The following is a 26,574-nucleotide window of genomic DNA, read 5'->3' on the forward strand; positions in this document are numbered from 1 at the left end:
GTCAGGCCTGAGGCGACGGGATGTGAGGAAGCGTCAGGCGGGAGGCGACGGGATGTGAGGACGCGTCAGGCGCCGTAGTGCACCACGATGGTCCGGCGGGGCGTCGTGCTGGGGACACCGTCGCCGTCGTCAGAATAGGCCACCGTGCTCACGCGCACGCCGTACAGGGCTGACAGTTCGGCGTCCGTCAGGAGTTCCGCCGCGTGTCCGGTCCGCACACCCGAGCGGCCCAGCAGGACCACGCGGTCGGCAAGGTGCAGGGCGTGGTCGGGATGGTGGGTGCTCAGGAGCAGGGCCATGCCGTCGGCCATCAGTTCCCGCAGCAGTGTCAGGACACGTGCCTGGTTCTTGAGGTCCAGGCCGGTGGCGGGCTCGTCGAGCACCAGGATGGGTGAGCCGGCGGCGATGGCCCGGGCGATCAGTATCAGCTGCTGTTCGCCTCCGCTGAGGGTGGGGAAACGCCGGTCCCGCAGCCCTGCCGCGCCCACCCGCTCCATCGCCTTCAGGGCCGCGTCGTGGTCGGATGCCCCGGGTGTCCGGAACACCCCAACGTGCCGCGCCCGCCCCATCAGGACCATGTCCAGCGCCCGGTAGGCGAAGGCGCTGCCGTGGGCCTGCGGGACGTAGCCGGCGCTCTCACTGCGCCGGACCGTTCCTTCCTGCGGGTCCAGCAACCCGGCGGCACAGCGGACCAGCGTGGTCTTGCCGCTGCCGTTGGGGCCCAACACGGCGGTGGCGGTCCCCGGCGGCACCCGGAAGCTGACGCCGCGGAACACCCAGTCGCGGGGCGAGTAGCCGAAGCCCACGCCGTCGAGTTCAAGCACTGTCCCAGACCTTCTCCCGGTTCCGGCGCAGGAGCAGGAAGAACACGGGCGCGCCGATCAGGGCCGTGAGGACGCCGAGCGGGATCTCCCCGGCGGTGGCGGTGCGGGCGATGGTGTCCACCAGAACGATGTAGGCGCCGCCGAGCAGGAAGGAGACGGGCAGGAGGACACGGTGGTCAGGCCCCACCCACATCCGTGCAAGGTGCGGGATCACCAGGCCCACCCAGCTCACGGCGCCGCTGACGGCCACCGCGCCGGCCACGATCAGTGCCACCGCCACGAGCACCACCCAGCGGAGCGGGCGCGGGCGCACACCCAGGGCGGCGGCGTCCTCGTCGCCGAGCGACAGCACGTTGATCCGCCAGCGCAGGGCCACCAAGGCGGCGGCCCCGCCAAGGACAGGGATCAGGGCCACCGCCACTTTGGCAAAGGTTGCTGTGGATACGCTGCCCAGCAGCCAAAAGACGATGGCGGGCAGCGTGGTGTTGGGATCGGCAATGTAGGTCACCAAAGCCACCAGGGCGGAGAAGAAGGACCCGGTGACCACGCCGCCGAGCACGATCATGAGCATCGGCGTCCCGGCGCGGCCCGAGGTGATCAGGAACAGGGTCCCGAGTGCCAGCAGCCCGCACACGAAGGAGCCGCCCACCAGGAGCAGCGGACCCAGTCCGAGCAGCAGCGCCAGGGCTCCGCCGAAGGATGCGCCGGCAGACACGCCGATGATCTCGGGGCTGACCAGGGGGTTGCGGAAAATGGCCTGCAGGGCTGCGCCGCCAATCGCCAGGCCGCCGCCCACCAGCAACGCGAGCAGGACCCGGGGCAGCCGGACCAGCAGGACCACATTCTGTTCGGTGCCGCTGGTTTGAACCGGGACCGGCGCAAGTTGGCCGCCGAGGATCTGGACCACGTGGTCCAGCGGCACGCCGTACCGCCCCACCGCCAGTGCCAGCACCGCCACCGCGGCAAGGAAGCAGGCACTTAAGGCGACGGGAACGACGACGGCGGCTTCCCGCCGTCGTTCTCCCGACTCCCGTTTCCCCAGCGTGTGCGCCCGTGCCTGCCGTTCTACAGCGCCGCCCGGGCCGGCAGCCGGGCCCGCCCGTGGCAGTGGCGGCTGCGCCGGCCCCAGGCCGCCGGGCCGCCGCCTGCCCAGCCGCGGGGAGCCTGCCTCATCAAGCATTGAACTGCCGGTAGCTGGCGGACTGCCCGTTCTCCGCGGTCCGGAGAATCTTGTCCAGCTCACCCTGCGTAAGTTCGTGGTTGTACAGGAACCTGAAGTATTCGGAAGCCTTGCTCCGCACCGCCGACCTCTGCTGGGGGAAGGCGATATCGCCCAGCCAGTGCCACATCAGGGCCGACTCCTGCCCGGGCGGATCCCAGCGGTAGCCGCCCAGCGGTACCCTGTACACGCGCTTCGAGCGGACTGCGGCCACGTTCTGCCACACGGGGTCCGAGTAGATGTCCTGCGGCATGGCGGCGTCGAAGTTGCCCAGCAGGATGACCTCAGGGTCCCAGCGCAGGACCTGCTCTACGTCCACGCCTACCATCCCGGAACCGGTCAGCGGGTCCTTGCCGGTTGGCGGATTGGAGCCTCCCACCAGCTTGATGTAGAAGTCGTTGTAGGTGTTGGCGCCGGCGACCTTGAGCCCACCCGTGAAGCGGTTGAAGTACAGGATGCTCGGGCCCTTGGACGCGCGCCCGGCCGCCAGGGACTTGACCTCGGCAAGCTCCCGGTCGCTCCGGGTCTTGAGCTCGGTGGCACGTTCGGGCTTGCCGAGCATGGCCGCGAACATGGCGACCCACGCGTCCACGTCCTCCTGCGTGCCGGAGTTCTTCAGCCCCAGAACCTGAAGCCCCGCCTTCTCCAGGGGCTCGATGAGCTGCGCGTCCGACCATTGGACCACCACGTCCGGGTTGAGGGCCCGGATGCTCTCAACGTTGGCGGTGAAGTCCTGCGTGGCGATGTCGTGCGGGAGGTCCAGGGTGGCGGGAAACATGGAGCCCATGATGCCGTCGTGCATGGCCACCCAGGAGGCGTTGTGCATGGCCGCGAGATGGTCGGCGCTGCGGTCGACGGCGACCAGCAGGGACGCCGACGGCATCGGGATGGTCACCACCCGGGCCACCGGCCGGTCAAAGGTCAGAGTCCGGCCGCGCTGGTCCGTGATGCTGATGCTGTTGGTGCTGCCCGCAGGGGACGACGGCGGCGCGGTGCCGGATGCGCCGCATCCGGCCAGCAAGGCGGCGGAGCCGCCCGCAACAAACACCTGTAGGGCGGCGCGGCGGTTTAGGTCTGCAGCTGTCATCATTGACTCCCTGCGCGTGGGTCTTCACAGCATCCGCTTCAGGGGCAGAGCTGTCAACGCTTTGTCCTGCGTTCGGCGAGGGGCGGGTCTCGCTGCCCGGACCTGGCCGCACGCCGCCGGTCCCTTGTCGGCGCCATGTTCCCTTGTCCGGGTCAGGGGCCCGGTGCTACTTTCAGAGGACGCTCGCAGAAGGTGGCCACGGGATGGTTATCGATGGTGCCCAGTTGTTCGTCCGCTATGCCTATCCGCCCAATTCACGGGGCAGCTGCGGCCCGCCGGACAGCGACGCCCTGCTCCACTACGGGCAATCCGGCGTCACGGACCAGGGGCTCCGCGAACTGGCCAAGGGTTTTGCCGGCGCCTGGCCCTACCTCGAACTGATCGCCGGATCGCACGGCATCACGGACCCGCTGGACGCCCGCGTGGTGGAGGCCTACTGGGTGGGCAACAGCCTCCTGGATACCGTCGGCATCACCAACCTCGGCAACTCCATGGAGGACAGGTTCCGGGCGCGCACTGGGCGGCAGTTCCCGCATCTGGTGGAAGGCGTCCTGGCGGGCGGGGTCCCGCACCACAGCTTCCACGTGTTCGAAATCTACCCGTGGCTCGGCCTGCTCCGCGACGAACGCCGGCACGCCACCGCGCTGAACGTGCTGGACAGGTGCCGGATCCGCTGGGGGCAGGTGCTCGCGATCTCCGGGGACGACGCCGTCGTGCGGTCCCGGCCGCTGGTCTGGGACGGCACGGCGCTGGACGTCGGCGAACCCGTGGTGGAATCGGCCAAGTTTGCCGTTAACGGGACCGGTTTCGTGGCCGGGCTGGCCTTGGGTGACGTCGTCTCGTTGCACTGGGACTGGGTGTGCGACCGCCTCTCCACCCACCAGCTGCAGCAGCTCAAGCACTTTACGGCGCGGCACCTCCGGATTGCCAACAGCGGCGTCGAACACCGCGGCGCAGCCATAGCGCTCGAACACTAGCGCCGGCCACCAGCGCCGGCCAGCAGCGCCGGCCACCAACCTGCGAACAGCAAAAGCGGCCGGCTACGGTGACTGCGGCTTACGGTGACTGCGGCGCCGCGCTGTCGGGATGCTCGGGGGTCTTGACGGCCGTCGCGTCGCGGGCGGACGACTCGCCGGTTGGCCGGCCGGCGGGCGAATCCTCAGTTCCCGTGTGCTCGCGTCCCGGTTCGGTGCCCTCCTCCTTGATGACGTCCTCGCCCCTGCGGGTGGTGCTGACGCCGACGTCAGCCGGAGCGGGTGCCGCGTCTTCAGGGGTTTCGTCCGCTCCGGGCTGGGCCGGTTCCTTTAGCGGTGGTTCGCTGCCGAAGGCCCGGGCTGTCCCCGGTGCGGTGCCCTCTGCGGCGCCCTTTGCGGCGGTTTGCTCGGTTTCCTCGGCCGCGCGCGTTTCCTCGCCGGCGGGGTCAGGCTGGTTCGTGGGCGACATGCTGCTCTCCTTGTGGTTGTTGTGCCGGCTGGGATCCGGGGCCGGTGTCCGCCGGGCGGCCCATTAGCTCCAGTCCGTCCATGGCCTGTTCCGCGCCCGCGGCGTCCACGCGTTCCAGCGCGAAGCCCATGTGGATCAGGACCCAGGTGCCGGGTTCCAGGGGCCCCTCATCCAGCAGCCCGATGTTGATTTTCCGCTGCACTCCGGCCACATCGACGAGTGCGAGCTGGCCGCCGTACCCCTCGAGGAGTTCAACGACCCTGCCGGGTATTCCGAGGCACATGTACAGGCACCGCCCTACTTTGACGTGGAAAACAGGTTTGGAGTGGAAGAGTGCGGGCCGAGCAGGGACCCGACGGCGGCGACGGCCTTGGGCACCGCAGCGGCCACCGCCGGCGAGAGGCCGATCCCTTCGGACAGGTCCGCGGGGACACAGCCCACCACGTACGTGGCCGGCAGGCTGCCACCCATGGACCGAAGCCGGCCCAGCACTGCCGCCGGGTCCATGCCGTGGGGATCCAGCATGGCCCTGCCGTCCAGGTCCGCCGCGCTGACCCGGAGCACGCGGATGCTGCCCGGAGCCGAGTTCCCGTCCGCAGGCACAGTGTCCACGAGGACCAGGGTGTCCACGCCGGCGAGGAGATCGTAGGCGAGATGCATGCCCGCGGATGCCGTAGTCCACCACGCGGACGCCGGGGGCGAGCGGCTGCGGATGGCCGGCGAGGTGCCGTGCCACCTCGGGGCCGAAGCCGTCGTCGTGCAGGAACAGGTTCCCGACGCCTGCCACGAGGACGCCGGCGGTCACATCCGCCGCACTTTCATGTACCGCCGGATGTCCGGAACTGAGCGGATTCCGACGTAGATGCCCCAGAGGGCCATCGCTGCCAGCACGGAAACAGTGGCCATTCCTATTGCCTTCATTGCGGGTTTTCCTTTCCCTCCAGCGGCTCCAGTTCGTCGGGTGCGTAGTAGAAGGACCGGCCGTAGCCCTCGTGGAGATCGGCCGCCGGATCCTGCTCGAGGACGAGCCCGACGTGGGTGCTGCCGTCGACGTCGAAGTGCACGCTGGTGACCCGCCCGGTCTGTCCGCCGAAGAACAGGTCCTGGGCGTCGGCGCGCCGGCTCGGGTGCACACGCACCCGGCTGCCGCGCGCCACTGAGACGCCGTTGATCACGACGGCGTCCTGGTCCGGCCGGACACGGGCCTCCGCCTCCGGATTCCACCAGGGAACGTCCTGCCCGGCCGTGTTCCACGATTCGGCCGGGGCGAACTCGTCGGGATCCGCGGCGAACGCGTGCGGGTTCCGCAGGGCGCCATGCAGCTGCTGGAGGTCCTCCGGCGACATCGCCTCGCAGCGGTCGATGACGGCGGCGGCCCGCGGGTCCGTCGCCCGCGCCTCGGCCTTTTCCTCGTCGGTCAGCGTCAGCACCCGCAGGGTGAGGATCTCGTCGATCTCCGTGGAGTCGAACAGCGCCACCGAACTTTCCGGGGCCACGGCAGGGTGGTCGTAGAGAATGATGGGTGAGACCAGCAGCACGTCGGTCTGGCCTTCGGGGCCGGCCAGCACCGGCCAACAGCGGTGCTGGGAACACCGCCCTGCTGCCTGCTCTGCCCACGCCGGCGGGTCCAGCAGCGAGACGAAGTCCCCGTCCCGCACGCCGAGCAGCACGTGGGCCCCGATGAAGGAGGCCGCGGTGGCGTCCTGCCGGTTCCCGGCCGGCAGGGGATGAGCCGAAAGTGGATTAGCCGTGTTGGCCGCGGTGACGCTGAGCCGCAGCAGCGCGCCGGACTCTTCGGCGGCATTAAGCCGCAGTTCGCCGCGGAGAGCACGACGGCGGCGCACCAGCCGGCCGGCCGGCCTCCCGGCGTCGTCCTTGAGTTCCTCGACGTCGAGTCCCTCGGGGACCTCCACGGGCAGGACCTGTCCGGCCCGGAGCTGGGCCACGGAGAACGGCCCGAACGCCGTTTCCTGTTCAACGGCCTCGTCCCAGCTCAGCCAGTTCGCACCGCCCACGGTGAGGCTGTCTACGGGAGTGAACCCGCCGCCGTCGTCCGCTTTTTCTGCCGTGCGCGTCTGCAGCTGCAGGAAGCGGAAATGGATTTCAAGCCCGGCCTCGGCGCCGGGGGCAAGCAGGCAGTCGGCGGACAGGGACGGTTCCTCCCCGCTGCCGTCCTCCGCGGCGCCCGGCGGACCCAGGATCCCGAACTGCCAGCGGACCCGGTTCTTCTGGGCGGAGGCGCGGTAGGGGTAGAGCAGGTAGCCCTCGTAGAGGACTGCGTCGGCGACGGCCCGGGCAAGGGCCAGGCTGGTGTTCATGGCCGTTCCCCTGACACATCGGCCGCAGCCTGGGCCAGGAGTTGCTCCACCGTGGCTTCCCACGACGTGAGGCCCGCGGCGGACTTGTACCGGGTGAGTGCTGCCAGGACGTCGCGGTCCAAGCGGATCCATCCGGCGTTGGGGAAGTACTGGTCCATCAGGCTCCGCCAGGCGGCGACCGGCAGCTTATACGACGCTTCGCGGTCCCACGGCACCTGTTCCACGGTGAACCCGGTCTGCCCTTTAGTGAACACGGTGCCGGAAAACAGCAGCTCCAGCGGTATCTCGCCGTCGCGCAGGGCATGCAGGTATTTGGCGGCGGCCACATCGAAATCAAACGTGCAGGGCAGCGGGAGGTCCGCCTCGGTGCTGCCCGTGAAACCCTGCACCATGGTGCTGCACTGCATCCAGACGAACGACTTGAGCGTGGTGGGCCAGCGGCCGCGGCCGCCGAAGAGGTCCAGCAGGCCCGCCTCCTCCTCGGGCGCGTAGCCGCGGCGCTGCGGCAGGATCCTGACCTGGCAGCGCAGCGCCACGGCGTGCACCGTGGCCCCGGTGCTTTCCGTGAGCTGCAACCTGGCCGTCAGCTGCGGGGCGGCGGCGTAGGGTTCGGGCCGGATCTCCAGCACGGCGAAGGAAAGCTCAGTCACCGGGGGCCTCCCGTACCGGACGTATTGATGCCGGACGCCGTGCTGCCCGGTGCTGTGCGGCCCGGTGCTGTGGGGCCCGATGCCGCGCTCGCGGATGCCGGGCTGGCGGAATCTGCCGGAGCCGGAACGCTGCGCCGGGAGATCCGGTCGAAGAAGGCGGCGAGCTCATCGCGCGCCTCTTGGCCGCCGTCGAACCCCCGCCAGAGGCGGCGCAGCCGGCCAACAAGCTCGTAGCAGGCGTCCACGGGAACGAGGTGGCAGTCCGCGGCGGCCCTGCCCGGACCCGGGCCGCGGATCAGCAGCGCCTCGGTGTCCGGCGCCGCGAGGCCGAGGGCCGGGTTGTGGGCCAGCACGCCGTCCCAGGCGGCGAGAGGCAGTTCCGATTCCGTGGCCCCGGCCGGACCCGGGTAGAACGCCACCGTGCGGCCGAGTTGGGAACTGCGGAAGAAGAACGCCAGACCCACCGGAATTTCCAGTTCGTCCCACTGCCCAGGGCCGAGATCGAAGCCGGGGAAGGAGAGGTATCGGTCCGGCACCGAGCGGTAGCGCAGATGGGCCGTCGCATCGGTGAAGAGGAGGTAGCAGGGCCGGCAGGTGCACATCATCGCGTGGCTCCCCAAGTCCACCACGTGCTGGTGTGCATCGGAAATCGGTTCGCCGCACATCTCGCAGCATTCCCCGGCGGCGGGAGCAGGCCGGTTCGCCGAAATTCGCCGCAATAAGGCCACCGGCAAGGCGCCGTTGGCCTGGCCGCTTTCCGAGCCGCGCCCTGTACCTCCTCCGTTCTCCATGTCCATCTCAGCGGTCCTGTCCGCCGGCTGCCTGCAGTTCCGGGGCCATGCCGGGCGTCGGCGTCGGCGTGGGCTCGGCCGCCTCAGCCGCAGGTGCCGACTGCACGGACACCGCAGGCGGCACGGACACGGCGGGCACGGGCACCGCTGCGGACACGGGCACCGCCGCAGACACTGGGGCCGGCTCCGCCGGTTCCGGTCCAGGTGCAGCGGGGACGGGTTCCAGCCCGGCCGGTGTCACCAGCGGGATTGCCTGCACCGGCGTCACGGCTGCCGGGGTTGCCGGCGGTACCGGGGCAATGGCAACCGGCAGCGGCCCGGACTGCACGGACACCGTCGGGACCGCCACGGACATCACTCCGTTCCGGACCAGCAGCGGAAGCGGTTCCAGGTGCAGGTCCTTGTCCTCGAGGCAGGTGCCCGCCCGCCGCACGTCAAAGTGGCCGCGGCAGGTGGGGCAAGTGAGCAGGCCTCCGCCAGCCGGTGCCGCGAGGGCGCGCTGCAGCACGGCGCCGGCCATCGAACCTGTGCAGCGCGGGCAGTAGTCGCGGTACGCGTAGATGTCCTGCCCGGTCCGGCAGGCCAGCACCGCGTAGCCCCCGACCAGGAAGCCCGCCACCTCGCCGGGTTCGAGCCCGGCGATCTCCGGAACCGGTTCCCACGTGCCGCCGGACATGTCGTGCCAGGATTCTGCTGGCATGCCGCCGGCCGGATTGTTCACCCGGACCAGCAACGAGTCCACCGGAATCAGCGCCGGGGCGCCCGGCTGCTTTTCAGCTTCGACAACGTCGATGGCCGTCACCTCGGGGGCGGCGTTCTGGATGGCCTCCTCGACGGCGTACTTGAGGGTGACGGACGACGACGGGCACCCCTGGCAGGTGCCGAGCAGCTTGAGCCGCACCACGCCGTCGGGACTGATGCCTTCGAGCTCCACGTCGCCGCCGTGGGAGCCAAGGTAGGGCCGGACACTGTCCAGCGCCGCGGCCACCCGTGCCTCCAGCGAATGGGGGTGCAGCCCGTGGATCACCAGGAGGCCGGCCACCAGGCTGTCAGCGGTCAGCGCTTCAAGCGTGACGTCGTCGAGCTTTCCATGGGACTGCAGGATCTCCATGATCCGCTGCAGTCCCGCACCGTAAAGGTCTGTCACCTGCCGGACCAGGTCCTCGGCACGGCCGCGGGCCACCGCCCCGCCGGCGCCGAGGGCGTCAAGGAGTGTGCCGATTTGGTCGCCGTTCTGTAGTGGCGGCCGGTCCCCGGCGAGCATGGCCTACTCGCCGGTCAGGGTTTGGGTGGGGGAATGGAGCATGTCCAGCGTCTGCCCGTTGCCCAGGTACATGTGGACACCGCACGGAAGGCAGGGATCGAAGCTGCGGACGGTGCGCATGATGTCGATGCCCTTGAAGTGCTCCCGGTCGTTCTCCTCAAAGATCGGCTGCCCCTGGACCGCGTCCTCGTAGGGGCCGGAAACGCCGTTGGAGTCGGTGGGGCTGGCATTCCACGGGGTGGGCGGGTAGGGGTGGTAGTTGGCGATCTTGCCGTCGCGGATCACCATGTGGTGGGACAGGACGCCGCGGACCGCCTCGGTGAAGCCGCAGCCGATGCCTTCATCCGGGACCTCGAAGGTTTCCCACGTCTTGGTGCGTCCGGCCCGGATCTCCTCGAGGGCCTTTTCCGCGAAGTGCAGCGCAGCAGCCGCGGCGTAGGCCTGGAAGTAGGTGCGGGCGCGGTTGCGTTCGAGCGTGTTGCTCCACTGCGGGATGTTCCACTCGAATGTGACGGGCCCCTTCAGTGCGGTCTTGGGCAGGTTGAGCTGGACGCTCCTGCCGGTGGCCTTGACGTAACCGATGTCCACGAGCCCGGCGAGGGCCGTGGCCCAGAGCCGTGCGAGCGGGCCGCCGCCGGTGTCCAGGGCGAGGTTGTCCTGGCCGTCGAACCAGCGCGGGGACATGACCCAGCTGTACTTGTCTGCAAGGTCGCGCTTCTGCGGCCGCGGGTTGGTGTGCTGGTTCCACGGATGCCTGCGGTCCACCGGGTTGCCCAGCGGATCGTGGGTGACGAACATTTCCTGGTCTTCCCAGTCCTCGTAGTACGAGGAGCCGAGCATGATCCGCAGGCCCAGGTTGATGCGCACCAGGTCGGTGGTGACCAGTTTGCCGTCCACCACCACGCCCGGGGTGACGAACATCTTCCGGCCCCACTCGGTCATGTCCTTGTATTCGAAGTTGCAGTAGTCCGGGTCCTGCAGCGACCCCCAGCAGCCCAGCAGCGTCCGCCGGAGCCCCACCTGCTCATAGCCCGGCAGTGCCTCGTAGAAGAAATCGAACAGGTCGTCGTGCATCGGGACGACCTTCTTCATGAACTCGACGTAGCGCATGAGCCGGGTGAGGTAATCCGTCATCAGCTGGATTGTCGCCACCGTCCCCACACCACCCGGATAAAGCGTGGAGGGGTGCACGTGGCGGCCCTCCATCAGGCAGAACATCTCACGGGTGGCCCGGCTGACCTGCAGGGCCTCGCGGTAGAACTCGCCGGTGAAGGGGTTCAGCGAGCGCATGATGTCGGCGATGGTCCGGTAGCCGTGGTCGGCCTCATGGGGCGCCCGGGTGTTTTCAGCCTTGGCGAGGACACCGGGGTTGGTCTCGGAGACCATCTTTTCGCAGTAGTCCACACCGACGAGGTTTTCCTGGAAGATGTTGTGGTCGAACATGTACTCGGCGGCTTCGCCCAGGTTGACGATCCATTCGCCGAGGTTCGGGGGCTTGACGCCGTAAGCCATGTTTTGCGTATAGCAGGAACAGGTGGCGTGGTTGTCGCCGCAGATCCCGCAGATGCGGCTGGTGATGAAGTGGGCGTCCCTTGGGTCCTTGCCTTTCATGAAGAGGGAGTAGCCACGGAAGATCGAGGAGGTGCTCTTGCATTCCACGACCTGGTTGTTCTCGAAGTCGATCTTTGTGTAGATGCCGAGGCTGCCGACGATCCTGGTGATGGGATCCCAGTTCATTTCCACCAGGTTGTTGTTACCCGTTCCGCTTCCGGAACCCATGGGAATTGTGGACGTCATTGTCTTTGCCTGTCTGGAATTGGGTGGGTTACCAGGTGCGCCGGGCCCCGGTGAGGAGCTCGGGTCCGGGCCGGCGCCACTTGGGCTCCTGGTCCAGGGTGTGCGTCGTGATGCCCCGCAGGGTCCGGATGGCGGAGCCGTAGGGCCGGATGGTGCTGGTGGAAAGCTTGCCGCCGGGAGGCTCATCCATGAAGGGCATGAACTTGTCCGGGAAGCCGGGCATGGTGCAGCCGATGCAGATGCCGCCGACGTTGGGGCAGCCGCCGATGCCGTTCATCCAGCCGCGCTTGGGCACGTTGCACTTCACCACGGGGCCCCAGCAGCCGAGCTTGACGATGCACTTGGGGGACCCGTACTCGGTGGCGAAGTCGCCTTGCTCGTAGTAGCCGGCCCGGTCGCAGCCTTCATGGACCGTCTTGCCGAACAGCCACGTGGGTCGCAGTGCCTCATCCAGCGGAATCATCGGTGCCTGGCCGGTGGCCTGATAGAGCAGGTACGTCATGGTTTCGGAGAGGTTGTCAGGCTGGATCGGGCATCCGGGAACGCAGACGATGGGGATGCCGGCCTTGGACTTCCAGTCGTAGCCGAGGTAGTCCGGCACGCCCATGGCGCCGGTCGGGTTGCCGGCCATGGCGTGGATGCCGCCGTAGGTTGCGCAGGTTCCGGCGGCGATGATCGCGGTGGCCTTGGGTGCCAGGCGGTCCAGCCACTCGCTGGTGGTGATGGGCTGGCCGGTCTCGAGGTCGTTGCCGAACCCGCACCAGTAGCCGCCGGGGTCATGGAGTTTCTCGTTGGGAATGGATCCCTCGACCACCAGCACGAACGGTTCAAGTTCCCCCCGGTCCGCCTTGCGGAACCATTCCAGGAAATCGTCGGCCCCTTCCTGCGGGCCGCATTCGAAGTCGATCAGTGGCCAGTGCATGGCGATCTTCGGCAGGCCGGGCAGCGCCCCGAGGGCGATTTCTTCGACGCTCGGCTGGCTGGCCGCGGTCAGGGCGACCGAGTCGCCGTCACAACTGAGCCCTGCGTTGATCCACAGCACGTGGATGAGGGCTTCTTCGGCCTTGAGGGAAGTTTCCGTAGGCATCGTTGCCTCTTTCAGTGCCCCTGCCGGGGTTCAGTGTGCTTTTGTCAGGGCGCCGGTCAGGGGTTCTGACCCGGCTGCCCCGGAGGTTGGCGCCGCCGCTTGGGAGGTGGCGCCGTCGAGCCAGCCGTACCAGGCGGCGAGGCCTTCGCCGGTCGCGGCGGACAGCGTGAGGTATTCGGCCCGCCGATTGATCTGCCGGATGCGGCGCAGGCATTCTTCGACGTCGAAGTCGACGTAGGGGAGCAGGTCCGACTTGTTGACGATCACGAGGTCGGCTGCCATGAACATGTGCGGGTATTTCTGGGGTTTGTCATCACCTTCCGTTACCGAGACGATCACCACCTTGGCCGTTTCGCCGAGGTCAAAAAGCGCGGGGCAGACGAGGTTGCCCACATTTTCAATGAAGACCGTGGAGCCGGGCTCCGGGGCCAGCGCATCGAGGCCGTGCCGCAGCATGTCGGCATCGAGATGGCAGCCGGCTCCGGTATTGATCTGGATGACGGGGCGCCCGGTGGCGCGGATGCGGTCTGCGTCGAGGGACGTCTCCTGGTCCCCTTCGATGACACCCGCGTCCAGGCGCCCGCCGAGTTCGGTCAGCGTGCGGACCAGGAGAGTGGTCTTGCCTGCGCCCGGTGAACTCATGACGTTGAAGGCGCGCACCCCGCGGCCGGCAAGCCAGCCGCGGTTCGTGGCGGCCAGCAGGTCGTTCTTGGCCAGCAGGTTCTGCTCGAGCACGATGGTTTCTGTGCCCGGCGCCGCATGGTGGTGCCCGTGCTCGTGGGTGTACGTGCGGCCGTGCTCATCGGTATGGCTGTGCGGGTGCCCCTGCCCAGGTGTTTGCAGTTCCCCTGCGAGGTTTGAAATGCGCGTGCCGGCCTCGTCGCCGCAACCGCATGTTGTACACATGCCCTATGCCACCTCCACGGACATCAGCATCAGCTCGCCGCCGCTGAGGACTTCGACGTCCGCGCTTCCGCAAGGGCAAAGCAGAATGAGATCGCTCAGGTTGAATTCGTCCTGGCAGCTGCGGCACCGTCCGCGGCCCCGCGGTTCGTCGATGTGCAGCCGTGCGCCAGCCAGCGGAGTGCCGGCCGCCGCCACGTCAAAACAAAAACGCACGGCATCAGCCAGTACGCCGGAAAGGGGACCGATCCTGAGGTTGACCGCCGTCACCGTCCGTTCACCTGTGCGGTCCAGAACGGCGTCGACAAGGCCCTGCGTGATGGAGAGTTCGTGCATAATCGCGCCCCTTTTTGCCAAGATAGGCTCGCTCCAGAGAAAACGCAACCGTCCGAATTTCCGCCCGCCGTTCCCCGGTCCGAACGGACAGATAAAAGGCCCTGCGGGGCCCGCGTTGTGGGGCGTTAACTGTCCGTTCGCGCTGTGTCCGTCGCGCCCGGCGCTAGGGTGAGAGGATGCCGTCCTTCCAGACCAGACTCAAGATCACCGGGCTGAAGCCGGGCAACCGTCCCGAGACCGTGATGGACACCGCTGTGGAGTCGCTCAGGTCGCGGCACCATGTGGAGTCGCACCAGCTGGAACTGGCCGGCGGCGTGCCGCAGCTGAACCTGCGGTTCCTCGTGGAACCCACGGAATACAGCAGTGAGAACAGCGCGGCGCGGGAGTCGGCAGCCGTGATGCGCGACGCCGTCGAACGCGTTGCGCTGACAGGCTCGCTTTCGGTGCTCCGCCGCAGCCGCGGCCGCTGGGCGCCCGTTTAAGCCTCAGGCGCCCGGAGCGGGGGGCCCGACCTTAATTGCCCGGACCGGGGGCACCGCCCGGCTCGTCCACGGGGGAGCGGTCGCCGCGCCGGCGCGTGACGATCAGACCCACGACGGCGCCAATCACCAGGCCAACGGCCACACCGATCAGCGAACTCGCCCAAAACGGCAGCCCCGTTGCGGAGCCCGTGAAGAAGCCGAGGCCCACGAGCCACGTCGCCCACAGCACCGCCCCCAGCCCGGCGCACAGGCTGAAGCCCCGGGTTGAGACGTCGGCGATGCCTGCGGCGGCCGACGTCGCCAGCCGCCCTCCTGGGATGAACCGGGCCCCGATGATGGTGCCGTAAGCGGAGGACCGGCCGGCCTTGGCGATGGCCTCGTGGATGCCGCGGTGGATCTTCCGGCCCCAGGCCCAGCGGTCCAGGATATGGCTCAGCCGGCGTTTGAACAGCTGGAACACCACCATGTCGCCAAGCCACGAGGCGGTGGCGGACAGGATACCGACCAGGAACAGGTTTGCCCGGCCGTCGGCGGACAGGGCACCGCCCGTGATCAGGACCATCTCGGACGGGATCGGCGGAAAAATGGCGTCGCCCAGGACGGCCGGAATGATCCAGAAGTAGATCGCCGTGCTCCACGTGTCCGGATTGCCGAAGTCCATTTGCACAACGTACCGCACCCAGAGCGGGAACGCGCCGGGCCGAAAGCCACGGCAGGACTCCGGCACCTGGTGGAAGTCATGCGCGCGGGCGGACCCCTACACGTGGCCGGTTGGCAATGCCACACTGGCTGCATGCGGATAGAGATCGTAGAGGGTGACATCACCGGACGGCCGGTGGACGCAGTGGTAAATGCCGCCAACTCTTCGCTGCTGGGCGGCGGGGGCGTGGACGGGGCAATCCACCGGGCAGCTGGACCGGAACTGCTGGCGGCCTGTCGCGGGCTGCGGGCAACCACGCTCCAGGACGGTCTGCCGGTGGGCGCTGCCGTGGCCACCCCAGGGTTCGGGCTGCCGGCGCGCTGGGTCATCCACACCGTCGGGCCCAACCGTCACGCCGGGCAGACCAACCCCGCGTTGCTCGCGTCCTGTTTTACCGAGAGCCTGCGGGTTGCGGAGGGCCTGGGTGTCCGGTCGCTGGCTTTTCCCGCGGTCGGCGCGGGGGTCTACGGCTGGGACGCCCGACAGGTGGCGCAGGTGGCGTTTGACGCCGTCAGGTCTTACGCCGCGCGCTCTGCCGAAGGCGGCGAACACGGCGTGGAGTTGGTGGAGTTTGTGCTCTTTGGTCCGGAAACTGCGGCGGTCTTCCGGAATGTCCTTGAAGGTGCTGCCTAGCGGATTGGTTCGGCTGGCGGACGTCGGCCTTGCTAGCGGACTTCGCTCAGCTGGAGGCGGCTGCGGTACTCGACGGGTTCGTTCGTGACGGGGTCCACGAACCGGATGCCGCGCGCCAGCAGCTGGAGCGGCTTGGTGTAGTCGTCGGGCGCCTTGTCCAGCAGGTCGGGGTAGAACGAATCGTGCAGGATGCCCAGCCCCAGAGAAGCCATGTGCACCCGGAGCTGGTGGGTTTTCCCGGAGTGCGGCTCCAGCCGGTAGAGGCCGCGGCGTCCTGCTCCTGCGGATGCGTGGCTGCCGGCGCCGTCGAACGTCCGCAGCAGGTCGATGCGGGTCTCCGCGTTCGGCTCGCCGTCGATGACCTCCGCCAGAAGGTAGCTGCGGGACTTCGTCATGCGGTTGCGGACCACCACCGGGAAGTCGACGGCGGGATGCCCGGCGGCCGGAACAGCCGCGGACACGCACTCGTACTCCTTCTGGACCTGGCGCTTCTCGAAGAGAACCTGGTACTTCCCGCGGGTCCCGGGGTTGGTGGAGAGCAGGAGGATGCCTGCCGTCATGCGGTCCAGGCGGTGCATCGGGATCAGGTCCGGAAGGTCCAGCTGGTTGCGGAGCCGGACTAGCGCCGATTCCTGGATGTACGTGCCACCCGGGGTGGTGGGCAGAAAGTGCGGTTTGTCCACTACCAGGATGTGCTCGTCCTGGTGCAGGATGTTCAGCTCCACAGGTAGCCGGGTTTCCGGCGGGAGCGTGCGGTAGTACCAGATGAAGGTGTGGTCCTCGAGCCTGGTGCCGCGGTGCAGCGGGATGCCGCCCTCGCCCACGATCTCGCCGGCGTCGAACCGGTCCTCGATGCCCTGGGGGTCGATGTGCCCCCACCGGTGCATCATGTAGTCCATTGCGGTGTCCCAGGGGCCCTCGTCCGGGAGGCGCAGGCGGGTCGCGTTCACGCCGTCGCGCACGGGAAGGGGGGATTGCATCACCCGTCCATTCTACTTTGCGCCTTCCGGCCCGCTCGGCCAGCCGGGTAGGGGCCGTCGCCGCCGTTCGCCGCAGCTGGCCGAATTCGCCGGAGCGGTGCGGGCTAGCCGTAGCGTTCCGGCGTCCACGCACGGTTCCGGCGAACTCGGCAACGGACGAGAAAAAAGTTCTTGACAATTAAATTTGTCGGTGAGGATACTTGAACCATGTTGGACATCGAAGTGATCGAGGACCCGGCCGCGGCGGAGGCTTCGCTGGATCCCATCCGGACCCGCATCCTCCAGGAGCTGACGGAGCCCGGCTCGGCCACGCAGCTCGCCGCGAAGGTGGGGCTGCCGCGGCAGAAGGTGAACTACCACCTCAAGGCACTCGAGCGTCACGGCCTCGTGGAGCTGGTGGAGGAACGCCGCAAGGGCAACGTCACCGAGCGCGTTCTGCGGGCCACCGCCGCCTCCTACCTCATCTCCCCGGTGGCCCTGCAGTCGGTGGCGCCGGACCCGCACCGTTTCACGGACCGGTTCTCGGCCTTCTGGCTGCTGGCGCTCGCCGGCCGCATGGTCCAGGAAATGGGGAAGCTCATCGCCGGTGCTGCGGCTGCGCGGCAGAAACTGGCCACCTTCGCTATCGACGGCGAGATCACCTTCCGCAGTGCGGCGGACCGGGCCGCCTTCGCCGAGGATCTGGGCGTGGCGGTAACCCGGCTCGTGGACAAGTACCACCACGCCGGCGCCGGCGGACGGAAGCACAGACTCGTCGTCGCGCTTCACCCGGCACTCAAGCCGGCAGCCCAGGACCCAACCAGAACCATCCCAGCCAAGGAGCAGGACAATGACTGACGACCGGAAATTCGAGATTGTTTTTGACACCGAGCTGCCCGGCTCGCCGGAACGGGTCTGGGAAGCCGTCACCAAGGGCACGCCGGGCTGGATGTTCCCAACCGACCAGTGGCCGGACGTGAAAACCGTCGAGGAGTATCCGCACCACCTGGTCTCGCGGATGGAGGGGCCGGACGGCTGGTTCAACCAGCTCGAGCACGTACTGGAGCCGGTCGACGGCGGCCGGGCCAGGCTTCACTACGTCCACAGCGGCATCTTCGCGGACGACTGGGACCAGCAGTACGACGGCGCCAGCAAGCACACGGAGTTCTACCTCCACACCCTTGGGCAGTACCTGAAGCACTTCGACGGCCAGCCGGTGGTTTTCACGGATATCCAGGCTCCGGCGGCTTCGCAGGCGCCTGACGGCTTTGCGCAGCTCAAGAAGGCGCTCGGCCTGGACGGTGAATCGCAGGGCGACAGTTTTGATGTGGAGGTCGACGGCGTTGGGCGGCTCACCGGGCAGGTGGACTTCTCCAACGCGAACTTCCTGGGCCTCCGGACCGGGGACGCCCTCTACCGCTTCTTCGGCCGCAATGCGTTCGGCGCACCCGTGGGCATGACCGTCCACGACTTCAGCGGCAGCGGCGACTCCGGCGCCACCGCCGAGGCCTGGGGTGCGTTCCTCGGGAAGGTCTACGCCTAGACCTGGGTCAGGAGGCCGCATGTTGCTGAGCGACGCGCTATTTGCCGGATGACGCGCATATTGCCTTGGGACACCCGAATTCCCGCGTCGTCGGGGAAAGTCCACGTCGAGGGGCACTTCCCGCGTCGTCAGGGAAAGTCCACGTCGAGGGGCACCATCCGCGTCGCGGGGCACTATCCGCGTCGCGGGGGCGGGTGCGCACACTGGGCCGCCGGGGGTCAGGCGATGGCGGCGGCGGGGGAGTCCCGGAGTGAGCGCCTCAGCTGCGGGGCGGCGTCGAGCCTGTCCTGGGCGGCACGGAGCGCGAGGACTGCCGTCTCCAGCTGCTCCGGCGGCAGCGTGAACGGAATGCGAAGGAAGTTCTCGAACACCCCGCCCACGCCGAAGCGCGGCCCGGCAGCGAGCCGGATGCCGAGTTCCGGGGCGATGACGGTCAGGGCCGTGCTGCTGGGCGACGGAAGCCGGCACCAGAGGGCCAGCCCGCCGTCGGGCCTCTCCGCCTCCCACCGCGGCAGGTGGACCTTGAGCAGGTCCAGCAGCGCGGACCGGTTGTCGCGGAGTGCGGACAGGCGGGCCGCCAGGGGATCGGCCAGGTTGCGCACCAGATGGGCCGCCGCGAGCTGCTCCACCACCGGGCCGCCCAGATCCATCGTGGTCCGGACGGCCGCGAACCGCTGAATCAGGCTCTCCGATGCGCGGATCCAGCCGGTGCGCATGCCCGCCCAATGCGATTTGCTCAGCGATCCTATGGACACCACGGACGAACTGAAGGAAGCCAGTGGCGCCGTTGTGCCGCCGTCGAGATTCAGCTCTCGGAGCGTCTCGTCCACCACCAGGACAGTGCCGGAGGCCGCGGCGGCACCGACCAGTCGGCGGCGCTGTGAGTCGGGCATCAGCCGGCCGGTGGGGTTGTGGAAATCCGGGACCGTATAGAACATGCGGGGCCGCTGCTGCATCAGGGCAGACTCGATCGAGTCCAGGTCCCAGCCCCGTTCCGGCGTGGGCGGAAGGGATACCGGCACGACGCGGCAGCCTGTGGCGCGGATCGCGTCGAGCGCGTTCGGATAGGTCGGCTGCTCCACTAGGACCTTGTCCTGCCTGCCGACCAGCGCCCGCAGCACGATGTTCAGCGCATGCTGCGCCCCGGACGTCACCAGGATCTGCCCGGCTGTGGTGGGCACGCCGGCGTCGGCATAGTGGCCGGCAATCGCCTCCCGAAGTGCCGGCACGCCCAAAGCGTCGTAGCCGAATCCGGGCAGCAGGGCAGGCAGTTCCGTGAGGGCAGCTGCAAAGGCCTGGTGGACCGCTTCACCGCTGGCCGGGAGGGATGCGTACGCAAGGTCGATGACGCCGTCGGGAACGGCCAGCCCCGGCGCGCCCGACAGGCCCGCGCGGGAGTCCCGCTGCTGCCCTGCCGTGTAGGCCGTCGGTGGCAGGCATGTGCGGCCTCGCGTGCCCTGGCCGCTGCTCAGGAACCCCTGGTCACGCAGGCTCATGTAGGCCGCCGTCACCGTGGTGCGGCTGACGGAGAGGGTGGCGGACAGTGTCCGTTCGCTGGGCAGCGCGGTGCCCAGCGGGATGCGGCCGTCCAGGACCAAAAGCCGCACGACGTCGGCCAATTCCCGGTACGCGGGTGCGTTGCCGTGGTGCCACTGGCCCAGGAGACGGGCGAGGGCGGTGGGTGTGAGTGATCCGGACATGAGGCCAGTATTTCAAACTGGCCATGGAAAACAAGGCCAGTTATGCCTCAGGATGGTTCAATGATGACCCGCAGACTTGTACAGCTCTTCACCGGCCTCGCCATGTACGGCATTTCGCTGGCCATGTTTATCCGGGCCGGGCTCGGGCTGGACCCCTGGGACGTTTTCCATCAGGGCGTTGCCGGCAAGACGGGCCTGAGCATCGGCGCGGTGGTCATCATCGTCAGTTTCCTGGTGCTCCTGCTATGGATTCCGCTGCGGCAGCGGCCGGGCTTCGGCACGCTCTGCAACGCAGTCCTCGTGGGGGTTTTCGCCGACGTCGGGCTCGCCCTGATCCCTGCGTTCTCCCACCTGGGAGGCCAGATCGCGCTGCTGGGCGGTGCGGTGGTGCTCAACGGCATCGCCTCTGCGTGCTACATCGGCGCCAGGTTCGGGCCCGGCGCCCGGGACGGGCTTATGACGGGCCTGGCCAAACGCACCGGCTGGTCCGTGCGTTGGTCCCGGACGCTGATCGAGGTGGTGGTGCTTGCCGCGGGCTGGCTCCTCGGCGGCGCTGTCGGAGTGGGCACTGTGGTTTACGCGCTGGCGATCGGCCCGCTGGTCCAACTCCTGCTGCCGCACTTCATGGTTCCGGCCCGGGAGCCGGCAAGGATTCAGGCCGCCGCTGGTGGAACCGTGGAAGGCGCCGGCAAGAGCGCCGAGCCGGAGACCGGGGACCGCGAGGATCAGCCGGAGGAACCGGTCGCCGCTTCCTGACGCGCATTCTCTCCGCAAACGCGGCCGGTTCGAGGTCGCCCAAGTGTGCGCGTCTTGGTGCTGATGGTGTCCTGGCGCCTCGGACGTGTCCCGGCCCGTGGCCGTCAGGCTTCGGAGCCGTCGAGAAGTGGCTGGCACTTCGGGCAGAAGTAGATGTCGCGTTCTTCGGTGACCACCGGGGGCGAGCTGCCCGCGGCGCCCGGACCGCGGCCTCCCGCCACCCCGGTTCCCGCACCACTCCTGCCCGGCACACTCTTTCCCAGCACGCCGTGCCGGATGGGCGTCCGGCAGCGCAGGCACGGCTGGTGCTCACGCCGGTACACCCAGTAGCCCGGCCGGCCGGCGGCACGGCCCACCGGCGTTCCGCGGGCGTTGAGCACGGTGGTCCGGCGGCCCGGTCCGAGGTTCGCCTCGAGCAGCTGCTTCGCGTCGGCAAACATCGCGGGCCAGTCCTTCACCGCGGCCGCCGGGGACGCCGGATGGATGCCGGCCAGGAAGCACACCTCGCAGCGGTAGATGTTCCCGATGCCCGCGAGGTTGCTCTGGTCGAGCAGTGCCACCCCCACCGGCACGTCGGGCCTCGCCGCCACGCGGCGCTCGGCCTCGGCAGGGTCCCAGTCCGGGCCCAGCAGGTCCGGACCGAGGAAACCCACGGCTTTGTCTTCTTCACCGGTCTTGATCACCTCAAGGAGGCCCAGGGAAAATCCGACGGCGTCGGCAACGGCCGTGCGGAGCACACACCGGGCCGTGAATCCCGGCTTCCGCCACCTGCCCCCGGGCGGGTAGACCTGCCAGCTGCCCTCCATCTTCAGGTGCGAGTGGATGGTCAGCCGCTCCTGGGCCGGTCCCACCAGGCGCATCAGCAGGTGCTTGCCGCGGGGGACCACCTCCTCCATGGTCCAGCCCGCCAGGTTCAAGGTGGCGAAGCGGGGCACGCGGAAGTCGGACGCGAGAAGCTTCTGGCCGGCGAGGGCAGCGTGAAGCTGGCTGGCGGCGCGCCAGACGGAGTCGCCTTCAGGCACGGATCCTCAGCCCCTTCGGTGTGGAGTAGGCCCCGGCGGCCGTCAGCGCCGATGCCGCAGGGGTGTCGAGGATGCCGTGGCCGTTGACCTTTTCCATGACGAGCTTGTCCACCGCGCCGCGCTTCACCACGTCCACGAGGGCGCCGGCCGCGGCGCCGAGGACCGATTCGTCTTCCGTGAACACCAGCAGCGTCTTGCCTCCGCGTTCGACGTACAGCACCAGCGCGCCGTCCACCAGTACCACGAGTGCGCCGGCTTTCCGCCCGGGGCGGTGCCCGCTGCCGGCCTCGACGTTGCCGGCGGGCCACGACAGGGCCGCGCCGTAGGGATTGGCCGGATCCGTTGCCGCCAGGGCCAGTGCCACGGGTTCCGGCTTGGCCAGCTGGGCGTCCTCGGTATAAGAACGCAGCCGGTCGACGGTTGCGGGAACGGCGAACTGGGCGGCACCCAGATGCTCGATGAAGTACCCCCGCCTGCACCGTCCGGCCTCCTCCAGCCGGGCCAGGACCTTGTACATGAGCCCGAAGCCGCCCAAGATGTTCTCGGCCATGACGGAACCGCGGGTGACCACGCCGTACCTGTCCAGCAGCAGTTCCGCCGTGGCGCGGGCGTGGATCGTGGCGTCCAGCTCGGGGGTGGGAAGCGCGGACCAGCGCCCGGCCGCGAGCGGCGGGGTGGGGACCGCGCCGCCGGCCGAGCCGTACCGTCCGCCGGACAGTCCCGGGGAGCCGAGCAGCCCGGTCCCGTGCGACCGTCCCAGCCGGCTGAGGCGCGGCGCCCTGGCCCGCGGCGCGCGCGCAACCTGCCGGTGGGCGGTGTGCCCGCCGGCGATCAGCGACCGGACCGGAGCGAACGTGTCCCCGGTGACCCGGCCGGCCCACGCAAGATCCCAGATCGCGGACACGACGTCCTGGTCGCCCAGTACCGCGTCCATGCCGCCGGCAATGTCCGTCAGCTGCCGGAAAAAATAGCCGCCTCCGTTGGCCTGCAGGTGGTCCAGCAGCCTCCGCTGGGCGTCGCCCGGTTCAAACTCGGGTGACGGGTTCAGCGTCAGTTCCACCGAATCCGCGAGGTGCAGGCTGATCCAGCCGTCGTTGCCCGGAAGTGAGCCGGCACCTGACCAGAGGACCTCCCCGGCGGCCATGAGCTCGTCCAGCATGGCGGGCTGGTAGTTGGACACCCGGCTGGCGAGCACCAGCGGTTCCCACGCGGAAGCTGGTATGGGCACGCCGGAGAGCTGGTCCACCGCTGTGATGATGCCGTCGAGTCCGCGCAGCGCCGGCTGCCCCCGTCCCGCGCCCGGAGTGCGGACGTGCTGCCACGCCGGCAGGAACCGGCCGTAGGCGGTGATGTCCACCGGCTCCACCTCGGCCCGCAGCGCGGCCAGCGAACGGCGGCGGAGCTTGCGGAGGACCTCGGCGTCACACCATTCGCTGCCGGCCAGGGACACGGCCGCTGAGGAAGCGGCCGACGCCGCCGCCGCTTCCGCGACCGAGTCAAGGCCGCCACCGGAATCAGACACGGAAGCTTCCGGGCGTCCACCGGCGGGGACCTCGGCGTGCGGCCGGAACTCGCCTTCCACCACGCGTCCGTCGGCCGCCAGCCGCTTCAGGGCAGTTCCGACGACGGCGGCACCAAGTCCCAGCCTGCCAGCGGCTTCGGTGGCGGTGAAGGGACCATGGGTGCGGGCATAGCGCGAGACGAGGTCGCCAAGGGGGTCCGCCACCGGCTCGATAAAGGCAAGAGGAACGCCCATGGGCAGCGGCACCCCGATGGCGTCGCGCAGCCTGGCCGCGTCCTCCACCGCGGCGAAGCGTTCGATGCCGGCGATGGTCACCTTGATGGCCCGGTTGGCCCGCTGGAGGGCCGCGAGGTGGGCCGCGGCTTCGGCAACTGTGGCTTCGGCCGGCCTGGTTTCGACAGGCTCAACCAGCGGTTCGGTTTCGGCAGGCGCGTCTGGCGGGGTGAGCCGGGCCGCGACTTCCTCGGGGTCCAGGGGCCCCAGCAGGCGGAGCAGATCGGCCACGCCCTCCACGCCGCGGACTTTGCGGTCGGGGGCAAGGCGCTGCAGCTCGCTTTCGGTCTGGTCGATGACCCTGGCGTCCAGGAGTTCGCGCAGTTCCACGCGCCCCAGGAGTTCGTTGAGCAGCGTGGAGTCGAGCGCCAGGGCGGCCGCCCGCCGTTCGGCGAGCGGGGAATCGCCTTCGTAGAGGAACTGCGCCACGTAGCCGAACAGCAGGGACTTGGCGAACGGGGACGGCTGCTGGGTGGTGGTCTGGACGATCCGGAGTTCCCGCCGTTCAACCGAGGCGGCGATGTCCTTCAGGGCCGGCAGGTCGTACACATCCTGCAGGCATTCGCGGACGGTTTCCAGCACGATCGGGAACGACGGGTATTTGCGGGCGACGTCCAGCAGTTGGGCGGACCGCTGGCGCTGCTGCCACAGCGGCTGCCGCTTCCCGGGCGTCTGCCGGGGCAGCAGCAGGGCGCGCGCGGCGCACTCGCGAAAGCGGGAGGCGAACAGGGCACTGCCGCCCACCTCGGCGGTGACAATCTGCTCCAGCTCCTCGGGGTCGAACAGGAACAGTTCGGCGCCGGGAGGCTCGTCCTCCATCATGGGCACCCGGAGCACGATCCCGTCGTCGGCGGCCATGGCGGACCCGTCCAGCCCGTACCGCTGGTGCAGCCGCTGGCCCACGGCCAGGGCCCAGGGCGCATGGACCGGCATGCCGAACGGGCTGTGCAGAATGACCCGCCAGTCGCCGAGTTCGTCGTGGAAGCGTTCCACCACGAGCGTCGTGTCGCTCGGGACCACCTCTGTGGCCAGCTTCTGTTCGGACAGGTACTGCAGGAGGTTGTTCGCGGCGAAGTCGTCAAGGCCGCTGGCCTTGCAGCGTTCGGTGGCGGGGCCGACGTCGGACGCTGACAGTTCGCGGACGAACGCGCCGAGGGCGCGGCCAAGGTCCACGGGCCGTCCCAGCGAGTCGCCCTTCCAGAAGGGCAGCTTGCCGGGCTGGCCGAAGGCCGGCGAGACGAGCACGCGGTCGTGCGTGATGTCCTCGATCTTCCAGCTGGTGGCTCCCAGCGCAAAGATGTCCCCGACCCGGGATTCGTAGACCATTTCCTCGTCGAGCTCGCCGACCCGCCGGCCGCCCTTGGCGGGGGCCGTGCCCGAACCCTTGCCGTCGCCCGCCCCGGCGGGGGAGGCCGATCCTTCCGTCTCCGTGCCGATGATGTAGACGCCGAACAGCCCGCGGTCCGGGATGGTGCCGCCGGACGTGACGGCCAGCCGCTGGGCTCCCGGCCTGCCCTCGATGGTCCCGGCGTTGCGGTCCCAGACGATCCGGGGCCGGAGCTCGGCGAATTCATCCGACGGGTAGCGCCCGGCCAGGAGGTCCAGTGTGGCCTCGAACGCGGACCGGGGGAGGGTGGCGAACGGCGCTGATCGGCGGACGGTGGAGAACCATTCCTCCACGTCGATGCTGCCCAGGGCGGTGGCTGCGACGGTCTGCTGGGCCAGGATGTCCAGCGGATTGGCCGGCACGCTCAGCCGCTCGATCTTGCCGTCCAGCATGCGTTCGACGGTGATGGCGGTGTGCACGAGGTCGGCGCGGTGCTTGGGGAACAGGTAGCCCTGGGAGATTTCGCCCACCTGGTGCCCGGCGCGGCCCACGCGCTGCAGCCCGCTGGCCACCGAAGGCGGTGACTCCACCTGCACCACGAGGTCCACGGCACCCATGTCGATGCCGAGCTCCAGTGAGGACGTGGCCACGACGCAGCGCAGCCGCCCGGATTTAAGGTCGTCCTCGATCAGGGCACGCTGGTCCTTGGACACTGAGCCGTGGTGGGCGCGGGCCAGCAGCGGCTCTGCCCCCGCTGTGCTTCCTGCCTGCGCCATCATGTGGGCAGGCGTGGCGGTCGACGCCGGGACACCTCCGGGCGCGGGTGGGGCTGGGTCATCCCAGCCTCCGCCCACTGTCAGGAGCTGGCGTTCAGCATGGATTTCGTTGAGCCGCGCGGTCAGGCGTTCTGCCAGCCGGCGCGAGTTAGCGAAGACGATGGTGGACTGGTTGGCCAGCACCAGGTCTACGATCTTTTCCTCCACATGGGGCCAGATCGAGGCCTGCGGCTGCAGGCCCGAGGCGGGCCCGGAATCGAAGGCTCCCGCGGCGCCCTGCAGATCGGACATGTCCTGCACGGGGACGGACACCGTAAGGTCCCAGTTCTTCCGCGAGGGCGGGGCCACGATCTCCACCGGGGCGGAACCGGCCAGGAACTGCGCCACCAGTTCCCGCGGTTCGACCGTCGCGGAGAGCCCGATCCGCTGCGCCGGCGCGGGCAGGAGGGCGTCCAGCCGCTCCAGCGACACGGCCAGATGCGCCCCGCGCTTGGTGCCGGCCACGGCGTGGACCTCGTCCACGATGACGGTATCCACCTCACTGAGTGTCTCCCGGGCCCTGGACGTGAGCATCAGGAAGAGGGACTCGGGGGTGGTAATAAGGATGTCCGGCGGGTTGCTGAGCAGGGCGCGGCGGTCCGAGGCGGGGGTGTCGCCGGACCGGACCCCGACGGTGATCAGGGGAGCCGGCAGGTCCAGCCGCTTGGCCGTCTGCGTGATGCCGATCAGCGGGGAGCGGAGGTTGCGTTCGACGTCGACGCCAAGCGCCTTGAGCGGGGAGATGTACAGTACGCGGGTTTTCCGCTTGGGCTTCCGTGCCCGGGACTGCTTGGCCTTGGCGACCCCTGGCGGTTCTTCGAGCCCCGGTAGCACGGCACCGTCGGGCACGGCAGCGGCCTGTGCAGCCGACCCGGACACCAGGAGCCGGTCAAGGGCCCAGAGGAAGGCAGCCAGGGTTTTACCTGAGCCGGTGGGCGCAACAACAAGGGCGTGTGAACCGGACGAAATCGCGTTCCAAGCCCCCTGCTGGGCGGGGGTGGGCTCGGAAAACGCGCCAAGGAACCACTCCCTGGTGGGCCGGCTGAACTGGCCCATCGAGTCCCCGGCGGACGTGCCGGTGGCTGTGCCGGCGGGCTCCTGCGACTGCATGCCTCCATCATGC

General features: G+C 69.1%; 26 protein-coding genes. 6 read left to right on the forward strand and 20 right to left on the reverse strand.

The genetic code is table 11. The features are described 5' to 3' along the window. Window positions 1-65 precede the first annotated feature (65 nt). Genes ACHMXB_RS20560 through ACHMXB_RS20570 form a run of 3 tightly spaced genes read right to left on the reverse strand, consistent with a single transcriptional unit; the run spans window position 66 to window position 3,133 of the window. Window positions 66-824 (reverse strand): ABC transporter ATP-binding protein, encoded by a 759-nt coding sequence (locus ACHMXB_RS20560; protein ID WP_395401452.1) that lies wholly within the window; start codon window positions 822-824, stop codon window positions 66-68. Next, complete coding sequence (locus tag ACHMXB_RS20565; protein ID WP_395401454.1) at window positions 817-2,004, reverse strand: FecCD family ABC transporter permease; 1,188 nt, start codon at window positions 2,002-2,004, stop codon at window positions 817-819. The genes ACHMXB_RS20560 and ACHMXB_RS20565 overlap by 8 nt, the downstream gene beginning before the upstream one ends. Beyond that, entirely contained in the window at window positions 1,997-3,133 is a 1,137-nt protein-coding gene (locus ACHMXB_RS20570; protein WP_395401456.1) for an ABC transporter substrate-binding protein, read from the reverse strand. The genes ACHMXB_RS20565 and ACHMXB_RS20570 overlap by 8 nt, the downstream gene beginning before the upstream one ends. A 200-nt stretch (window positions 3,134-3,333) precedes the next feature. Here ACHMXB_RS20570 and ACHMXB_RS20575 point away from each other — a divergent pair, with 200 nt between their 5' ends. Beyond that, window positions 3,334-4,107 carry a DUF6390 family protein gene (locus ACHMXB_RS20575; protein WP_395401458.1) on the forward strand — a complete coding sequence of 258 codons (774 nt, stop codon included), beginning with the start codon at window positions 3,334-3,336 and terminating at the stop codon, window positions 4,105-4,107. A 79-nt stretch (window positions 4,108-4,186) separates the two neighbouring features. On the opposite strand, the gene ACHMXB_RS20580 is transcribed toward ACHMXB_RS20575, so the two are convergent. The 12 genes from ACHMXB_RS20580 to ACHMXB_RS20635 all read right to left on the reverse strand — a co-directional run bounded on the left by ACHMXB_RS20580 (window position 4,187) and on the right by ACHMXB_RS20635 (window position 13,719). Next, complete coding sequence (locus ACHMXB_RS20580) at window positions 4,187-4,573, reverse strand: hypothetical protein (protein WP_395401460.1); 387 nt, start codon at window positions 4,571-4,573, stop codon at window positions 4,187-4,189. Beyond that, on the reverse strand, window positions 4,551-4,856 hold the full coding sequence (locus ACHMXB_RS20585) for a HypC/HybG/HupF family hydrogenase formation chaperone (RefSeq protein WP_395401461.1): 306 nt from the start codon (window positions 4,854-4,856) through the stop codon (window positions 4,551-4,553). The genes ACHMXB_RS20580 and ACHMXB_RS20585 overlap by 23 nt, the downstream gene beginning before the upstream one ends. A gap of 14 nt (window positions 4,857-4,870) precedes the next feature. Then, window positions 4,871-5,233: a hydrogenase maturation protease gene (locus ACHMXB_RS20590; protein WP_395401463.1), complete on the reverse strand. Its 363-nt coding sequence runs from the start codon at window positions 5,231-5,233 to the stop codon at window positions 4,871-4,873. A gap of 141 nt (window positions 5,234-5,374) precedes the next feature. Further along, on the reverse strand, window positions 5,375-5,494 hold the full coding sequence (locus ACHMXB_RS20595; protein WP_395401465.1) for a DUF6893 family small protein: 120 nt from the start codon (window positions 5,492-5,494) through the stop codon (window positions 5,375-5,377). Continuing rightward, window positions 5,491-6,891: a hypothetical protein gene (locus tag ACHMXB_RS20600; RefSeq protein ID WP_395401467.1), complete on the reverse strand. Its 1,401-nt coding sequence runs from the start codon at window positions 6,889-6,891 to the stop codon at window positions 5,491-5,493. Before ACHMXB_RS20600 ends, ACHMXB_RS20595 begins: the two co-directional genes overlap by 4 nt. Further along, window positions 6,888-7,541, reverse strand: coding sequence for a DUF6084 family protein (locus ACHMXB_RS20605; RefSeq protein WP_395401469.1), 654 nt, complete (start codon window positions 7,539-7,541; stop codon window positions 6,888-6,890). Before ACHMXB_RS20605 ends, ACHMXB_RS20600 begins: the two co-directional genes overlap by 4 nt. Then, window positions 7,538-8,206: a DUF5947 family protein gene (locus tag ACHMXB_RS20610; RefSeq protein WP_395401471.1), complete on the reverse strand. Its 669-nt coding sequence runs from the start codon at window positions 8,204-8,206 to the stop codon at window positions 7,538-7,540. Before ACHMXB_RS20610 ends, ACHMXB_RS20605 begins: the two co-directional genes overlap by 4 nt. Window positions 8,207-8,339: 133 nt before the next feature. Then, the gene (locus tag ACHMXB_RS20615) at window positions 8,340-9,596 is read right to left on the reverse strand and encodes a NifU family protein (RefSeq protein ID WP_395401473.1); all 1,257 of its coding nucleotides are present in this window, start codon (window positions 9,594-9,596) and stop codon (window positions 8,340-8,342) included. Window positions 9,597-9,599: 3 nt separating this feature from the next. Then, window positions 9,600-11,393, reverse strand: a complete 1,794-nt coding sequence (locus tag ACHMXB_RS20620) for a nickel-dependent hydrogenase large subunit (RefSeq protein WP_395401475.1) — start codon at window positions 11,391-11,393, stop codon at window positions 9,600-9,602. A gap of 28 nt (window positions 11,394-11,421) precedes the next feature. After that, window positions 11,422-12,480, reverse strand: a complete 1,059-nt coding sequence (locus tag ACHMXB_RS20625; RefSeq protein ID WP_395401477.1) for a hydrogenase expression protein HypE — start codon at window positions 12,478-12,480, stop codon at window positions 11,422-11,424. A gap of 30 nt (window positions 12,481-12,510) precedes the next feature. Further along, window positions 12,511-13,386 (reverse strand): hydrogenase nickel incorporation protein HypB, encoded by an 876-nt coding sequence (gene hypB, locus ACHMXB_RS20630; protein ID WP_395401479.1) that lies wholly within the window; start codon window positions 13,384-13,386, stop codon window positions 12,511-12,513. A gap of 3 nt (window positions 13,387-13,389) precedes the next feature. Continuing rightward, window positions 13,390-13,719 carry a hydrogenase maturation nickel metallochaperone HypA gene (locus ACHMXB_RS20635; protein ID WP_395401481.1) on the reverse strand — a complete coding sequence of 110 codons (330 nt, stop codon included), beginning with the start codon at window positions 13,717-13,719 and terminating at the stop codon, window positions 13,390-13,392. A 176-nt stretch (window positions 13,720-13,895) separates the two neighbouring features. Between ACHMXB_RS20635 and ACHMXB_RS20640 the strand changes: the two genes are divergently transcribed. Then, entirely contained in the window at window positions 13,896-14,201 is a 306-nt protein-coding gene (locus ACHMXB_RS20640) for a hypothetical protein (RefSeq protein ID WP_395401483.1), read from the forward strand. A 31-nt stretch (window positions 14,202-14,232) separates the two neighbouring features. Here ACHMXB_RS20640 and ACHMXB_RS20645 read toward each other — a convergent pair whose 3' ends face one another. Continuing rightward, window positions 14,233-14,862: a DedA family protein gene (locus ACHMXB_RS20645; protein WP_395401485.1), complete on the reverse strand. Its 630-nt coding sequence runs from the start codon at window positions 14,860-14,862 to the stop codon at window positions 14,233-14,235. Window positions 14,863-14,994: 132 nt separating this feature from the next. On the opposite strand from ACHMXB_RS20645, the gene ACHMXB_RS20650 reads away from it, so the two are divergent. Next, a complete protein-coding gene (locus ACHMXB_RS20650) occupies window positions 14,995-15,534 on the forward strand; it encodes an O-acetyl-ADP-ribose deacetylase (protein ID WP_395401487.1) in 540 nt (179 codons plus the stop codon). A gap of 32 nt (window positions 15,535-15,566) precedes the next feature. Here the strand turns inward: ACHMXB_RS20650 and ACHMXB_RS20655 are convergent, their stop codons facing one another. Then, entirely contained in the window at window positions 15,567-16,514 is a 948-nt protein-coding gene (locus tag ACHMXB_RS20655) for an RluA family pseudouridine synthase (protein WP_395405383.1), read from the reverse strand. 207 nt (window positions 16,515-16,721) lie between these two features. On the opposite strand from ACHMXB_RS20655, the gene ACHMXB_RS20660 reads away from it, so the two are divergent. Together ACHMXB_RS20660 and ACHMXB_RS20665 are read left to right on the forward strand one after the other, a co-directional pair. Further along, the gene (locus ACHMXB_RS20660; protein ID WP_395401489.1) at window positions 16,722-17,351 is read left to right on the forward strand and encodes a helix-turn-helix domain-containing protein; all 630 of its coding nucleotides are present in this window, start codon (window positions 16,722-16,724) and stop codon (window positions 17,349-17,351) included. After that, on the forward strand, window positions 17,344-18,036 hold the full coding sequence (locus tag ACHMXB_RS20665; protein WP_395401491.1) for an SRPBCC domain-containing protein: 693 nt from the start codon (window positions 17,344-17,346) through the stop codon (window positions 18,034-18,036). The genes ACHMXB_RS20660 and ACHMXB_RS20665 overlap by 8 nt, the downstream gene beginning before the upstream one ends. A 218-nt stretch (window positions 18,037-18,254) precedes the next feature. Here the strand turns inward: ACHMXB_RS20665 and ACHMXB_RS20670 are convergent, their stop codons facing one another. Continuing rightward, the gene (locus ACHMXB_RS20670; RefSeq protein WP_395401492.1) at window positions 18,255-19,736 is read right to left on the reverse strand and encodes a PLP-dependent aminotransferase family protein; all 1,482 of its coding nucleotides are present in this window, start codon (window positions 19,734-19,736) and stop codon (window positions 18,255-18,257) included. Window positions 19,737-19,796: 60 nt separating this feature from the next. Here ACHMXB_RS20670 and ACHMXB_RS20675 point away from each other — a divergent pair, with 60 nt between their 5' ends. Then, window positions 19,797-20,492 (forward strand): YitT family protein, encoded by a 696-nt coding sequence (locus ACHMXB_RS20675; RefSeq protein ID WP_395401494.1) that lies wholly within the window; start codon window positions 19,797-19,799, stop codon window positions 20,490-20,492. A 104-nt stretch (window positions 20,493-20,596) separates the two neighbouring features. Here ACHMXB_RS20675 and ACHMXB_RS20680 read toward each other — a convergent pair whose 3' ends face one another. After that, window positions 20,597-21,514: an Fpg/Nei family DNA glycosylase gene (locus ACHMXB_RS20680; protein ID WP_395401496.1), complete on the reverse strand. Its 918-nt coding sequence runs from the start codon at window positions 21,512-21,514 to the stop codon at window positions 20,597-20,599. After that, on the reverse strand, window positions 21,507-26,561 hold the full coding sequence (locus tag ACHMXB_RS20685) for an ATP-dependent helicase (protein WP_395401498.1): 5,055 nt from the start codon (window positions 26,559-26,561) through the stop codon (window positions 21,507-21,509). The genes ACHMXB_RS20680 and ACHMXB_RS20685 overlap by 8 nt, the downstream gene beginning before the upstream one ends. Between the last annotated feature and the right edge of the window lie 13 nt (window positions 26,562-26,574).

Origin of the sequence: Arthrobacter sp. UC242_113, assembly GCF_044054585.1 — a bacterium.
In the GTDB taxonomy this organism is placed as follows: domain Bacteria; phylum Actinomycetota; class Actinomycetes; order Actinomycetales; family Micrococcaceae; genus Arthrobacter.

Excerpts from the sequence above, each read along its gene's own strand:
- ACHMXB_RS20565 (WP_395401454.1), bottom strand. The coding sequence starts at position 2,004 with ATGCTTGATGAGGCAGGCTCCCCGCGGCTGGGCAGGCGGCGGCCCGGC.
- ACHMXB_RS20570 (WP_395401456.1), bottom strand. The coding sequence starts at position 3,133 with ATGATGACAGCTGCAGACCTAAACCGCCGCGCCGCCCTACAGGTGTTT.
- ACHMXB_RS20575 (WP_395401458.1), top strand. The coding sequence starts at position 3,334 with ATGGTTATCGATGGTGCCCAGTTGTTCGTCCGCTATGCCTATCCGCCC.
- ACHMXB_RS20580 (WP_395401460.1), bottom strand. The coding sequence starts at position 4,573 with ATGTCGCCCACGAACCAGCCTGACCCCGCCGGCGAGGAAACGCGCGCG.
- ACHMXB_RS20585 (WP_395401461.1), bottom strand. The coding sequence starts at position 4,856 with ATGTGCCTCGGAATACCCGGCAGGGTCGTTGAACTCCTCGAGGGGTAC.
- ACHMXB_RS20590 (WP_395401463.1), bottom strand. The coding sequence starts at position 5,233 with ATGCATCTCGCCTACGATCTCCTCGCCGGCGTGGACACCCTGGTCCTC.
- ACHMXB_RS20595 (WP_395401465.1), bottom strand. The coding sequence starts at position 5,494 with ATGAAGGCAATAGGAATGGCCACTGTTTCCGTGCTGGCAGCGATGGCC.
- ACHMXB_RS20600 (WP_395401467.1), bottom strand. The coding sequence starts at position 6,891 with ATGAACACCAGCCTGGCCCTTGCCCGGGCCGTCGCCGACGCAGTCCTC.
- ACHMXB_RS20610 (WP_395401471.1), bottom strand. The coding sequence starts at position 8,206 with ATGTGCGGCGAACCGATTTCCGATGCACACCAGCACGTGGTGGACTTG.
- ACHMXB_RS20615 (WP_395401473.1), bottom strand. The coding sequence starts at position 9,596 with ATGCTCGCCGGGGACCGGCCGCCACTACAGAACGGCGACCAAATCGGC.
- ACHMXB_RS20620 (WP_395401475.1), bottom strand. The coding sequence starts at position 11,393 with ATGACGTCCACAATTCCCATGGGTTCCGGAAGCGGAACGGGTAACAAC.
- ACHMXB_RS20625 (WP_395401477.1), bottom strand. The coding sequence starts at position 12,480 with ATGCCTACGGAAACTTCCCTCAAGGCCGAAGAAGCCCTCATCCACGTG.
- hypB (WP_395401479.1), bottom strand. The coding sequence starts at position 13,386 with ATGTGTACAACATGCGGTTGCGGCGACGAGGCCGGCACGCGCATTTCA.
- ACHMXB_RS20635 (WP_395401481.1), bottom strand. The coding sequence starts at position 13,719 with ATGCACGAACTCTCCATCACGCAGGGCCTTGTCGACGCCGTTCTGGAC.
- ACHMXB_RS20640 (WP_395401483.1), top strand. The coding sequence starts at position 13,896 with ATGCCGTCCTTCCAGACCAGACTCAAGATCACCGGGCTGAAGCCGGGC.
- ACHMXB_RS20645 (WP_395401485.1), bottom strand. The coding sequence starts at position 14,862 with ATGGACTTCGGCAATCCGGACACGTGGAGCACGGCGATCTACTTCTGG.
- ACHMXB_RS20650 (WP_395401487.1), top strand. The coding sequence starts at position 14,995 with ATGCGGATAGAGATCGTAGAGGGTGACATCACCGGACGGCCGGTGGAC.
- ACHMXB_RS20655 (WP_395405383.1), bottom strand. The coding sequence starts at position 16,514 with ATGCAATCCCCCCTTCCCGTGCGCGACGGCGTGAACGCGACCCGCCTG.
- ACHMXB_RS20660 (WP_395401489.1), top strand. The coding sequence starts at position 16,722 with ATGTTGGACATCGAAGTGATCGAGGACCCGGCCGCGGCGGAGGCTTCG.
- ACHMXB_RS20665 (WP_395401491.1), top strand. The coding sequence starts at position 17,344 with ATGACTGACGACCGGAAATTCGAGATTGTTTTTGACACCGAGCTGCCC.
- ACHMXB_RS20670 (WP_395401492.1), bottom strand. The coding sequence starts at position 19,736 with ATGTCCGGATCACTCACACCCACCGCCCTCGCCCGTCTCCTGGGCCAG.
- ACHMXB_RS20675 (WP_395401494.1), top strand. The coding sequence starts at position 19,797 with ATGATGACCCGCAGACTTGTACAGCTCTTCACCGGCCTCGCCATGTAC.
- ACHMXB_RS20685 (WP_395401498.1), bottom strand. The coding sequence starts at position 26,561 with ATGCAGTCGCAGGAGCCCGCCGGCACAGCCACCGGCACGTCCGCCGGG.